The organism is Citrobacter sp. MGH104 (assembly GCF_001034485.1).
GTDB lineage: Bacteria > Pseudomonadota > Gammaproteobacteria > Enterobacterales > Enterobacteriaceae > Citrobacter > Citrobacter freundii.
The window spans coordinates 1,489,638-1,502,746 of the sequence record NZ_KQ089818.1 but is presented as its reverse complement, the minus strand read 5'-3'; the positions used below and the strand labels follow the sequence as shown (position 1 = coordinate 1,502,746).

9 protein-coding genes are annotated in these 13,109 nt (G+C 50.7%); 8 read left to right on the top strand and 1 reads right to left on the bottom strand.

Annotated features, from left to right (window positions below):
- Entirely contained in the window at window positions 1-1,143 is a 1,143-nt protein-coding gene (locus SK34_RS07010; RefSeq protein ID WP_016150912.1) for a glycerate kinase, read from the top strand.
- A gap of 43 nt (window positions 1,144-1,186) precedes the next feature.
- Here the strand turns inward: SK34_RS07010 and barA are convergent, their stop codons facing one another.
- On the bottom strand, window positions 1,187-3,943 hold the full coding sequence (gene barA / locus SK34_RS07005; protein ID WP_048232705.1) for a two-component sensor histidine kinase BarA: 2,757 nt from the start codon (window positions 3,941-3,943) through the stop codon (window positions 1,187-1,189).
- Window positions 3,944-4,000: 57 nt separating this feature from the next.
- On the opposite strand from barA, the gene rlmD reads away from it, so the two are divergent.
- The 7 genes from rlmD (at window position 4,001) to SK34_RS06970 (ending at window position 13,106) form a co-directional block, all read left to right on the top strand.
- The gene (rlmD, locus tag SK34_RS07000) at window positions 4,001-5,299 is read left to right on the top strand and encodes a 23S rRNA (uracil(1939)-C(5))-methyltransferase RlmD (RefSeq protein WP_032938359.1); all 1,299 of its coding nucleotides are present in this window, start codon (window positions 4,001-4,003) and stop codon (window positions 5,297-5,299) included.
- A gap of 100 nt (window positions 5,300-5,399) precedes the next feature.
- A complete protein-coding gene (gene relA / locus SK34_RS06995; protein ID WP_003034123.1) occupies window positions 5,400-7,634 on the top strand; it encodes a GTP diphosphokinase in 2,235 nt (744 codons plus the stop codon).
- Between the two features lie 123 nt (window positions 7,635-7,757).
- The gene (mazG, locus tag SK34_RS06990; protein WP_003840346.1) at window positions 7,758-8,549 is read left to right on the top strand and encodes a nucleoside triphosphate pyrophosphohydrolase; all 792 of its coding nucleotides are present in this window, start codon (window positions 7,758-7,760) and stop codon (window positions 8,547-8,549) included.
- 224 nt (window positions 8,550-8,773) lie between these two features.
- Complete coding sequence (gene pyrG / locus SK34_RS06985) at window positions 8,774-10,411, top strand: glutamine hydrolyzing CTP synthase (RefSeq protein WP_048232704.1); 1,638 nt, start codon at window positions 8,774-8,776, stop codon at window positions 10,409-10,411.
- Between the two features lie 87 nt (window positions 10,412-10,498).
- On the top strand, window positions 10,499-11,797 hold the full coding sequence (gene eno, locus SK34_RS06980) for a phosphopyruvate hydratase (RefSeq protein ID WP_003034129.1): 1,299 nt from the start codon (window positions 10,499-10,501) through the stop codon (window positions 11,795-11,797).
- 196 nt (window positions 11,798-11,993) lie between these two features.
- Window positions 11,994-12,308 carry a hypothetical protein gene (locus SK34_RS06975; RefSeq protein WP_048232702.1) on the top strand — a complete coding sequence of 105 codons (315 nt, stop codon included), beginning with the start codon at window positions 11,994-11,996 and terminating at the stop codon, window positions 12,306-12,308.
- Between the two features lie 12 nt (window positions 12,309-12,320).
- Window positions 12,321-13,106, top strand: coding sequence for a DUF4225 domain-containing protein (locus SK34_RS06970; protein WP_048232701.1), 786 nt, complete (start codon window positions 12,321-12,323; stop codon window positions 13,104-13,106).
- The last annotated feature ends 3 nt before the right edge of the window (window positions 13,107-13,109 follow it).

Genomic DNA, 13,109 nt, shown 5'->3' with positions numbered 1-13,109 from the left:
ATGAAAATAGTAATCGCACCGGATTCCTATAAGGAAAGTTTGAGTGCGCTTGAAGTGGCAACGGCTATTGAGCAGGGGTTTCGTGAGATCTGGCCCGATGCGGATTACGTGAAGATTCCGGTTGCAGATGGCGGTGAAGGAACGGTCGAAGCGATGGTTGCCGCAACGCAAGGTCACCTTGTGCATGTTGATGTTACCGGCCCTTTGGGCAACACAATTCAGGCATTTTATGGTTTATCCGGTGATGAGCGATCGGCGTTTATCGAAATGGCGGCCGCCAGCGGACTGGAACAGGTTCCTGCGGGGTTACGCGATCCGCTGAAAACGACATCCTGGGGAACCGGGGAGTTAATCCGTCATGCGTTGGACGCTGGCGTTGAGCATATCATCATTGGAATTGGCGGAAGCGCCACCAATGATGGCGGTGCCGGGATGGTGCAAGCGCTGGGAGCAAAATTGCTGGATGCGCAAAATAACGATATTGCCCATGGCGGGGCTGGCCTCGAATCGCTCGCTCGGATTGATATTTCTCAGTTAGACCAGCGACTTGCTGCGTGTCGTATTGAAGTTGCTTGCGACGTGACTAATCCGTTGACCGGTGAAGAGGGCGCTTCTGCGGTTTTTGGCCCGCAAAAAGGGGCGACGCCGGAGATGATTACCCGCCTGGATCGGGCACTCACGCACTATGCGCAACTCATTGCCCGCGATCTGGACGTCAACGTGCTGGATCTGGCCGGCGGTGGCGCCGCTGGTGGTATGGGGGCGGCGCTATATGCGTTTTGCGGCGCACAGTTGCGCTGCGGTATTGAGATAGTAACGGATGCGTTGCACCTTGACGCCTGCGTTGCGGATGCGGATTTAGTGGTCACGGGTGAAGGGCGCATTGATAGTCAGACCATTCACGGTAAGGTTCCGGTTGGCGTGGCGAAGGTCGCAAAGCGTTACAACAAACCGGTTATCGGCATTGCCGGTAGCCTGACGGCGGATGTCGGTGTGGTCCACGAGCATGGGCTGGATGCGGTTTTCAGCGTCATCTATACCATCTGTACCCTGGATGAGGCGCTAAAGAACGCGAGCGACAACGTACGAATGACGGCGCGAAACGTGGCCGCAACGCTTAAAGCCGGGCAGCAATTACGCTGAGTTGTAGGTTGGATAAGGCGGTCACGCCGCCTTCCTGCGAATATCACCCCAACAACTTCTTCGCTTCGCGCGCAACGTTGTCCATTTCATCCAGAAGCTCTAAAAACTCAGGCTCCAGCTCTTCTTCCTTGGTCCCGCTACGTAATTGCTGCTCAATAAGCTGACACAGGTTTTTCATGCGGGGAACGCCGCTATAACCGCAGCTGCCGTGCAGCTTGTGGATCATATCCACCAGACCTTCAGGGTTTTCACCGACCAGCTGTTCTTCAATTTTGTTACGTACTTCGGGCAGAAAATCGAGCAGCATTTGCAGCATATCCCGCGCCAAATCGTTTTTACCTGCGGCTTGTCTTAATGCTAACTGCCAGTCGAGTGTGGTATTCGGATTGACTACCGGCTCAACAGGTTCAGCGGCGATCGCCCTAAGCGCTGTGCTTGCGCCGGGTTTGTAGCGTAACAGCAGATTATGCAGCTTATCTTCTTCGATAGGCTTCGCCAGGTAATCGTTCATCCCGGCGCTGAGCAGCTTCTCTTTCTGCCCGGCCATGGCGTGTGCGGTGACCGCAATGACCGGTGTCTGCTGTTGATGAGGAAGCTGGTGGATTAGTTCACAAGCGCGAATGCCGTCCATGTCTGGCATCTGAATATCCATCAGGATCAGATCAAATTGCATTTGTCTGGCGCGATCCACCGCTTGATGCCCACTGTCGCAGAGCACGACGTGCTGCACCTTATCTTCCAACAGTGCGCCAATCAGCTTGAGGTTCGCCGGGTTGTCGTCTACCGCCATAACGGTCATCGCGATTTTGCTATCGTCTAACAGCAGCGGATCCGCGCTGTGATTCAACTGACAATACTCTGTGAGCGCAGGCAGTAAGCGAGTTGAGGTGAGAGGTTTCAACAGACATGCCGCCGCGCCGCCCTGTTTTAACTTCTCGGCGTTAATTTGCGCATGGCAAGGCAGGGCCAGTAACAAAAAGTCGGTCATCGCCGCAGCGTTTGCCAGCCGCTCATGCTGCATGGTGAGCGGTTCGCGTAAAGTAACCGGAATGCCGAGCAGCAGAATATCGTAGTGATCCTTCGGCAGCCCGGAGAATGAAGGGCTGTAAATCACCTCCAACGGCGTTTCGCTCAAGATATCTAATGTGCACTGTGCGGCAGTGGCGTTCGGTTCGACGTAGGCCAGTCGTTTACCGGCCAGGCAGAGCGTGGTTGAGCGGTCAACGAGAACGTTAGGGTTAAGATCGAGGCTGATATGGAACCAGAACGTGGAACCCCGGTTCGGTTGACTATGGAAGGAGATATCCCCGCCCATTTCGTTGACCAGTTTTTGCGTAATGACCAGGCCCAGCCCGGTACCGCCGTGGCGGCGGGAAATACTGGCATCTGCCTGGCGGAAGGCCTGGAACAAGCGTGACTGATCGCGCTCAGGAATACCAATTCCGGTATCGCGGATTTGTACTTCAATCTGCACTTTCGTGTTACTAAGGGCGCGCTTCTCGACCAGAATGTCGATATTGCCGCCTTCGGTAAATTTGATGGCATTGCCAACCAGATTAGTGATTACCTGCTGTAAGCGCAGCGGATCGCCGATGACGTTGTCCGGCACGTCATTCTTAATATTCAGCGTCAGCTCAAGCCCTTTATCATGGGATGAATGCGCTAACAGCGTAACGACGTCATCCAGCGTGCTGCGCAGCGGGAAGGGAATGCTTTCCAGAATCAGCTTGCCCGCCTCAAGTTTGGAGAAGTCGAGTACATCATTGATGATAGCCAGCAGATTGTTAGCCGAGCGTTCAATGGTATTCAGGTGATCGCGCTGCGTGGTGTTGAGCTCGGTTTTTAGCGTAAGACGGGTGAAGCCAATCACGCCATTCAGCGGTGTTCGCAGTTCGTGCGACATGTTAGCCAGAAACTCAGACTTAATACGCGCCGCTTCCTGGGCGCGTTTCTTCGCCAGATCCAGTTCGACGTTCTGGATTTCCATCTGCTCCAGCGTTTCACGCAGGTCAGAGGTGGCCTGATCGATGTTGTGCTGCATCTCTTCATGGTAAGCCGCAAGTGACATCGCCATCGAGTTGATACCATTTTTGAGCATATCCAGCTCGCCCAGCATGAAACCTTCCACGCGGCTGTCGAGCTGTCCTCTACGAATTCGGTCAACGGTATTCACCATATTGCGAATCGGGCCGGTTACGTCTCGCATCAGACGCCAGCCAAAAATTAACGCAATACCAATACAAAACAGCATCATTACGCTGGAGATAAAGATCTCTTTGTACTGCTGCAATCGCACGGACTTAAGATCCAGCTCAAGCGCCACATACCCCAGCATATTTTTGGTGTTTTTCGCATCGCTTACGGCGGATTCATCTGGTGAATAGCTTTCCGATATAATCGGGGTACGCAGGATCATGATATCCCCGTGCCGGGTGACGCTTAGCTTACGGGGAAACGGTGAACCTGTCGCCAACTGCATTTCAGACGGATCGAGATGAAAATTAGAGGTGACGAACAGTCGGTTATTTTCGTCATAAACAGAAATTGCCCGCACGATATCGGAATGGCGACGATGCAGCACGCTGATAAGCTGGCCGATAGATTCCCTGTTTTGCAGGTTCATGCCATATTCGCTGGAGACCGCGAGTGGTTCTATGATGCTGGCACCAGCATCTTCCAGTTGACGCTGCAAGTCGTTATAGCGATGCACAACAAAAAAGATACTGAGCAACAAACCTATCAGGACGGTCGGGGCCAGGATCAGAATCATCATGCGTGCGCGCAGGCTGTAGTTGGTCATGGAGTTCCGTTATGGGACAATTAGGGTCACACTGTTAAATAGAGAAATATCTCGTCGATGGCGCAATTCTACTCTGCAAAACGACGCGTGACGACGCGTCAGATCATAACCGTTACCGTCAATGACCTCGATCCTTTTGGTCAGGGCGTCGCTCGCCATAACGGAAAAGCGTTGTTTATACCGGAATTGCTACCCCAGGAAAGCGCCGAGGTGGTGATTACCGAAGATAAAAAACAGTTCGCCCGCGCGCAAGTAAAACGACGTTTGAACAACAGCCCTGAGCGTGAAGTGCCACGTTGCCCGCATTTTGGCGTATGCGGCGGTTGCCAGCAGCAGCATGCCAGCATCTCGTTACAGCAGCGTAGTAAAAGCGCGGCGTTGTCGCGTTTAATGAAATGTGACGTGTCGGATGTTATAGCTGATACGCCGTGGGGCTATCGTCGTCGTGCCCGATTGAGCCTGAACTATCGGCCAAAAGAACAAAAATTGCAGATGGGGTTTCGTAAATCAGGCTCCAGCGACATTATCGATGTCAAACAATGCCCTGTTTTGGTGCCCCAGCTTGAAGCGTTATTGCCCCATCTCAGGGCGTGTCTGGAAAGTCTTCAAGGGTTACGCCACCTTGGACATGTTGAACTGGTGCAGGCAGGGAGCGGAACCCTGATGATTTTGCGCCACACGGCGCCATTAAGTGCAGCGGATAAAGAAAAACTGGAATGCTTTTCGCATTCTCTGGGGCTGTCTTTGTTTCTGGCCCCGCAAAGCGAGATACTGGAATCAATATCAGAAGAATCACCCTGGTATGACTCAAATGGACTACGGTTAACCTTCAGCCCGCGTGATTTTATTCAGGTCAATGAAGGGGTAAACCAGCAAATGGTGGCCCGTGCGTTGGAATGGCTCGATGTTCAACCTGAAGATCGCGTACTCGATCTGTTCTGCGGAATGGGCAATTTTACTCTGCCGCTGGCAACTCGGGCAGCAAGCGTGGTTGGCGTGGAAGGTGTTCCGGCGTTGGTGGAGAAAGGTCGGGAGAACGCGCTGAATAACGGATTACACAATGTGACGTTCTTTCATGAAAACCTTGAGGAAGATGTTACCCGGCAGCCGTGGGCGAAAAACGGATTCGACAAAGTTTTGCTCGATCCTGCGCGTGCGGGGGCTGCTGGTGTGATGCAACATATTATAAAATTAGAACCTATACGCGTTGTTTATGTATCCTGTAACCCGGCAACGCTGGCTCGTGACAGCGATGCTTTGCTCAATGCGGGATATGCCATCCGGCGGCTGGCGATGCTCGATATGTTCCCGCACACTGGACACCTGGAATCAATGGTCCTGTTTGAGCGTTTGTAATGAACTTAATACCTATTGGATTTCGCCTTGTAATGCTGTGTGAAAGACAATGGGTTCGGCTTGTCGACTTCGACAGGCCATGCCCCTTAAGGAGAGGACGATGGTTGCGGTAAGAAGTGCACATTTAAATAAAGCTGGTGAGTTTGATCCCAAGAAATGGATCGCGAGTCTGGGGATCTCCAGCCAGCAGTCGTGTGAACGCTTAGCCGAAACCTGGGCGTACTGCCTCCAGCAGACACAGGGGCATCCGGATGCGGATCTGCTGCTGTGGCGTGGCGTGGAGATGGTAGAAATTCTCTCCATGTTGAGCATGGATATCGACACGCTGCGTGCAGCAATGCTGTTCCCTCTGGCTGATGCCAACGTGGTAAGTGAAGACATCCTGCGCGAGAGCGTGGGCAAATCCATTGTTCATCTTATCCACGGCGTGCGTGATATGGCGGCGATACGCCAGCTTAAAGCCACGCATACCGATTCAGTTTCTTCCGAGCAGGTCGATAACGTCCGCCGCATGCTGCTGGCAATGGTAGATGACTTCCGCTGTGTGGTCATCAAGCTGGCAGAGCGGATTGCCCATCTGCGTGAAGTGAAAGACGCGCCGGAAGATGAACGCGTTCTGGCGGCAAAAGAGTGCACCAATATCTATGCACCGCTGGCCAACCGTTTGGGAATCGGGCAATTAAAATGGGAGCTGGAAGATTATTGCTTCCGTTATCTGCACCCGGCTGAATACAAACGCATTGCCAAACTGCTGCATGAACGTCGTATCGACAGAGAGCATTACATTGATGAGTTCGTTGGTCATTTGCGCTCAGAGATGAAAACGGAAGGCGTCAAAGCTGAAGTGTACGGACGTCCGAAGCATATCTACAGCATCTGGCGCAAAATGCAGAAAAAGCAGTTGGCCTTCGATGAACTGTTCGATGTGCGCGCAGTGCGTATCGTGGCAGAGCGTTTACAGGACTGCTATGCCGCGCTCGGGATAGTACATACTCACTATCGCCATCTGCCGGATGAGTTTGATGACTACGTCGCGAACCCGAAACCCAACGGCTACCAGTCAATCCATACGGTTGTGCTGGGGCCGGGTGGGAAAACTATTGAAATTCAGATCCGTACCAAACAGATGCACGAAGATGCCGAACTGGGCGTCGCGGCACACTGGAAGTACAAAGAGGGCACTGCTTCAGGCGCCGCGCGCTCTGGTCATGAAGATCGTATTGCATGGCTGCGTAAGCTGATCGCCTGGCAGGAAGAGATGGCAGATTCTGGTGAAATGCTGGATGAAGTTCGTAGCCAGGTCTTTGATGACCGCGTGTACGTCTTTACGCCGAAAGGCGACGTTGTGGATCTGCCTGCAGGCTCCACGCCGCTCGATTTTGCTTACCACATTCATAGTGATGTGGGGCATCGTTGCATTGGCGCGAAAATTGGTGGACGCATCGTACCGTTTACCTACCAACTACAGATGGGCGATCAAATTGAAATTATCACCCAGAAACAGCCAAACCCAAGCCGCGACTGGTTGAACCCTAACCTTGGCTACGTAACCACCAGTCGTGGGCGTTCGAAGATCCACGCCTGGTTCCGTAAACAGGACCGTGATAAGAACATTCTTGCAGGTCGCCAGATCCTCGACGATGAACTGGCGCATTTAGGCATCAGCCTGAAAGAAGCGGAAAAACATCTGCTGCCGCGCTACAGTTTCAATGAGCTGGATGAACTGCTGGCGGCGATTGGCGGAGGAGACATCCGCCTCAACCAGATGGTGAATTTCCTGCAGGCGCAGTTTAATAAGCCAAGCGCTGCCGAACAGGATGCCGCCGCGCTGAAACAGCTTCAGCAGAAAACGCACGCACCGCAGAGTCGCCGTAAAGACGACGGTCGTGTCGTGGTGGAAGGGGTAGGTAACCTGATGCACCACATCGCTCGCTGCTGCCAGCCGATTCCAGGCGATGAGATTGTCGGGTTTATTACCCAGGGACGCGGTATTTCTGTGCACCGGGCGGATTGTGAACAGCTGACTGAGCTGCGCTCCCATGCGCCGGAACGTATTGTTGATGCGGTCTGGGGCGAAAGTTACTCTGCAGGGTATTCGCTGGTGGTTCGCGTCCAGGCCAACGATCGCAGTGGCTTGTTACGTGATATCACCACGATTCTCGCCAACGAGAAGGTGAACGTGCTGGGCGTTGCCAGCCGGAGTGATACCAAACAACAGCTTGCCACCATTGATATGACCATCGAAATCTACAACCTGCAGGTGCTCGGGCGCGTGCTCGGCAAGCTGAACCAGGTACCGGATGTGATCGACGCACGTCGTCTGCACGGTAATTAATCATTATGTAGGCCGGATAACCTTGTAGGCCTGATAAGACGCGTTAGCGTTGCCATCAGGCATTGCTATGTTGCCGGATGTCGCCTTATCCGGCCTACCGTATTGAAATTTCAGGATATTCCAATGAATCAAATCGACCGACTGCTCGGTATTATGCAGCGCCTGCGCGACCCGGAGAACGGCTGTCCGTGGGACAAAGAGCAGACATTCGCCACTATTGCTCCTTATACCCTCGAAGAAACTTATGAAGTGCTGGACGCGATTGCGCGAGAAGACTTCGACGACCTGCGTGGAGAGTTGGGGGATCTGCTGTTCCAGGTGGTGTTTTACGCCCAGATGGCTCAGGAAGAAGGGCGCTTCAACTTTGATGATATTTGCGCTGCGATAAGCGATAAGCTTGAACGCCGCCACCCGCATGTTTTTGCTGACGTTTCTGCCAGTAACAGCACCGAGGTGCTTACCCGTTGGGAGCAAATCAAAACCGAAGAACGTGCTGAGAAGGCACAGCATTCCGCGCTCGACGATATTCCCCGTAGTTTACCGGCATTAATGCGCGCCCAAAAAATCCAGAAACGCTGCTCAAATGTTGGCTTCGACTGGAAAACATTAGGACCGGTTGTCGACAAGGTTTACGAAGAGATCGACGAAGTCATGTTTGAGGCGAAGCAGGCTGTTGTCGACCAGGCTAAACTGGAGGAGGAAATGGGCGATCTGCTGTTTGCCACGGTCAATATGGCCCGGCATTTAGGCACTAAAGCAGAGACTGCTTTGCAAAAAGCGAACGAGAAATTTGAGCGACGTTTTCGTGAGGTTGAGCGAATTGTGGCTGCTCGCGGTCTGGAAATGACTGGTGTTGATCTGGAAACTATGGAAGAAGTCTGGCAACAGGTAAAACGGCAGGAAATTGATCTCTAAGGGATTTCGTCGGTCAAGGGCGATTTGTGTGATTTTTTAAATAACAAGCGCTTGATTTACGTCAAAAACATTTACCCCAAAGGGGCTATTTTCTCACTCCCGATGTTAATGTGAGCCTGGTGAAGAGGAGGAATAATGAAAGTTTGTGGCGCTCGTCATGTTCGGGTATACTACTTTCCCGTCTTGGTAATTCCATCGTTTCACCCTAACTTCTCAGGTCCAGCATGACAACGAACTATATTTTTGTGACCGGCGGGGTCGTATCCTCTCTGGGAAAAGGCATTGCCGCAGCCTCCCTGGCAGCCATTCTTGAAGCCCGTGGCCTCAATGTAACCATGATGAAACTGGATCCGTACATCAACGTCGATCCAGGTACTATGAGCCCAATCCAACACGGGGAAGTGTTCGTTACCGAAGACGGCGCTGAAACCGACCTGGACCTGGGTCACTATGAGCGCTTCATTCGTACCAAAATGAGCCGCCGCAACAACTTCACTACGGGTCGTATCTACTCCGACGTTCTGCGTAAAGAACGCCGTGGCGACTACCTGGGCGCGACCGTTCAGGTTATCCCGCATATCACGAATGCCATTAAAGAGCGTGTTCTGGAAGGCGGTGAAGGTCATGATGTTGTTCTGGTTGAAATCGGCGGAACCGTTGGGGATATCGAATCTCTGCCGTTCCTTGAAGCGATTCGCCAGATGGCTGTAGAAATTGGCCGCGAGCACACGCTGTTTATGCATCTGACGCTGGTTCCGTACATGGCGGCGGCAGGTGAAGTCAAAACTAAACCGACTCAGCACTCTGTAAAAGAGCTGCTTTCTATCGGTATTCAGCCAGATATCCTGATTTGCCGCTCCGATCGCGCAGTTCCGGCTAATGAACGTGCAAAAATTGCATTGTTCTGTAACGTTCCGGAAAAAGCGGTGATTTCTCTGAAAGATGTCGATTCCATCTATAAAATTCCGGGCCTGTTGAAATCTCAGGGCCTTGACGATTATATTTGTAAACGATTCAGCTTGAACTGTCCGGAAGCTAATCTGTCAGAATGGGAACAGGTTATCTACGAAGAAGCTAATCCGGCAGGCGAAGTGACTATCGGTATGGTCGGCAAGTACATTGAACTGCCGGATGCCTATAAATCAGTTATCGAAGCGCTGAAGCATGGCGGTCTGAAGAATCGTGTCACCGTCAATATCAAGCTGATCGATTCACAAGATGTCGAAACGCGTGGCGTTGAGATCCTGAAAGGTCTTGATGCAATCCTGATCCCTGGCGGCTTCGGCTACCGTGGTGTTGAAGGTAAAATCGCGACGGCGCGCTTTGCGCGTGAGAACAATATTCCTTATCTGGGCATTTGCCTGGGTATGCAGGTTGCGTTGATTGAGTTTGCACGTAACGTAGTGGGTATGGACAACGCCAACTCCACGGAATTTGTGCCAGACTGTAAGTACCCGGTGGTGGCCCTGATTACCGAATGGCGCGATGAAGACGGCAACGTCGAAGTCCGTACCGAGAAGAGCGATCTGGGCGGCACTATGCGTCTTGGTGCGCAGCAGTGTCAGTTGAGCGACGATAGCCTGGTTCGTCAACTGTACGGCGCGCAGACAATTGTTGAACGCCACCGCCACCGTTACGAAGTCAACAATATGCTGTTGAAACAGATTGAAGCTGCGGGTCTGCGTATTGCAGGCCGTTCCGGTGATGATCAGTTGGTCGAGATCATTGAGGTACCGAATCATCCGTGGTTCGTGGCCTGTCAGTTCCACCCGGAATTTACTTCCACGCCACGTGATGGGCACCCGCTGTTTGCCGGCTTTGTGAAAGCCGCCAGTGAACATCAGAAGCGTCAGGCGAAGTAAGAAGTAAATAAGTTAGAACGGCAATGCACCCATCAGGGTGCATTGTTTGTCTGGAGTTTTAGTTTAACTTGTACTGAGGAAAATCTAATGTCCAAAATCGTTAAAATCATCGGTCGTGAAATCATCGACTCCCGTGGTAACCCGACTGTTGAAGCCGAAGTACACCTGGAAGGTGGTTTCGTTGGTATGGCAGCAGCTCCGTCAGGTGCTTCTACTGGTTCCCGCGAAGCACTGGAACTGCGCGATGGCGACAAATCCCGTTTCATGGGTAAAGGCGTACTGAAAGCTGTTGCAGCTGTTAACGGCCCAATTGCTCAGGCTCTGCTGGGTAAAGATGCTAAAGATCAGGCTGGCATCGACAAGATCATGATCGATCTGGACGGTACTGAAAACAAATCCAACTTCGGTGCAAACGCCATCCTGGCTGTGTCCCTGGCGAACGCCAAAGCAGCAGCTGCTGCTAAAGGCCTGCCGCTGTATGCACACATCGCTGAACTGAACGGTACTCCGGGTAAATACTCCATGCCGGTTCCGATGATGAACATCATCAACGGTGGTGAGCACGCTGACAACAACGTCGACATCCAGGAATTCATGATTCAGCCGGTTGGCGCTAAGACTCTGAAAGAAGCCGTTCGTATGGGTTCTGAAGTGTTCCACAACCTGGCTAAAGTTCTGAAAGCTAAAGGTATGAACACTGCAGTTGGTGACGAAGGTGGCTACGCGCCGAACCTGGGTTCCAACGCTGAAGCTCTGGCTGTAATCGCTGAAGCGGTTAAAGCAGCTGGCTACGAGCTGGGCAAAGACATCACTCTGGCGATGGACTGTGCAGCTTCTGAATTCTACAAAGACGGTAAATACGTTCTGGCTGGCGAAGGCAACAAAGCATTCACCTCCGAAGAATTCACTCACTTCCTGGAAGAACTGACCAAACAGTACCCGATCGTGTCCATCGAAGATGGTCTGGACGAGTCTGACTGGGACGGTTTCGCATACCAGACTAAAGTACTGGGCGACAAAATCCAACTGGTTGGTGACGATCTGTTCGTAACCAACACCAAGATCCTGAAAGAAGGCATCGAAAAAGGCATCGTTAACTCCATCCTGATCAAATTCAACCAGATCGGTTCTCTGACCGAAACTCTGGCTGCGATCAAAATGGCGAAAGACGCTGGCTACACCGCTGTCATCTCTCACCGTTCTGGCGAAACTGAAGATGCTACCATCGCTGACCTGGCTGTTGGTACCGCTGCGGGCCAGATCAAAACTGGTTCTATGAGCCGTTCTGACCGCGTTGCTAAGTACAACCAGCTGATTCGTATCGAAGAAGCTCTGGGTGAACAAGCGCCGTACAACGGTCGTAAAGAGATCAAAGGCCAGGCATAATCCTGTTCTTTAGCTCTTAACGTAAAAACCCGCCTCGGCGGGTTTTTTTATGTCTTTAATTTATTCTTAATTGAAAATTTTGATGAACGATTTGATCTTTATCACTTTGTTATTATTTCACTAAGAGTAATTTAATTATGTGATTATTTTTTGTATATGTTTTTATATTTATCATTAACAATAATAGAAATATTGAATGAATAGCGAATTGGAAGACATACTGGCGAAAGCGGGCATGAAAAAAAAGGATGCTGCTATCCTGATAAAGTTGGCAAAACTGAAAAATATCAGCTTAAGTCGGGCATTTTTTCTCTATGCCTGGAAATATTACGCCTGGTGTACGGCTTTGCTATTGGCTGTAATTTTCTCATCACTTTCTGAGGGTATAGATTTCTTCATAGTAAACATTCTCTTCTGTATTGGTGTAGGTCTCATTTCACTCTTCTTTACACCCTTTGTCATAAATTTAATCTGGAGCATTAAGGTTCAATATAAATTGCTTGGGAAATAACAGGAGGTTATTTTGAGTAGTTATGGATTAATGAATTTGCAACGAGAAAAAGAAAAGATTGATCGACTTGTCTATGATATCAGTTTTCAATATCTTAATGATCTAGATATACGTTCAAAATATATGTTAGAAGAACGTAGGGTTACATCATATTTTCTTGATGAATATCGTTATGGGAAATTAGATTTTGGCAGAGCGATGGATAGATCACGTGAATATCATATGTCTTTAACTAACCATCATATGAATTTAAGAATGGGGAGTGTTAAATTATATGCAATAGCTGAGCGTGAAAGAGAACGGCACTCTACGCTTACAATAACATTAAAGCGAGTTGGATTCATTAGTGGATCAATGCAAGTTATCGGTGGGTTTGGTTTATGTAAAGCAAGCCTTGGTGCTGCATGTAAAAGTTATGGGGTCCCTTTAATGATGCAGGGAAGTGAGAATGTTTGGGGAAATGGTTATTATTTACTATATCATGAAGACCCCAAAAGAATGCCTTTGAGGTATGCCTACCGCCAGGTAGCTAAACTTTTGGGGAGTGATGATAAGGGTGGTGATATTGCTTTTTCAACGGGAGATCTTGTTCTTTCATTTGGTTCAGCCTCAACGCTGACCTTGAGAACAGATTCGTGGAAATTATTCCGCTATATACAGGAAGATTATATCCGCAGTTGGAGAACCTTGGGGGCAGTCGGGGTGGCTAGTGAGTTAACCGGTGATGTAGTTAGTGGATTCACTATTTATCAACTTTTTGGTGGAGAAAGTACTAACTGGGCTGAATTGAGGGAATAAGGA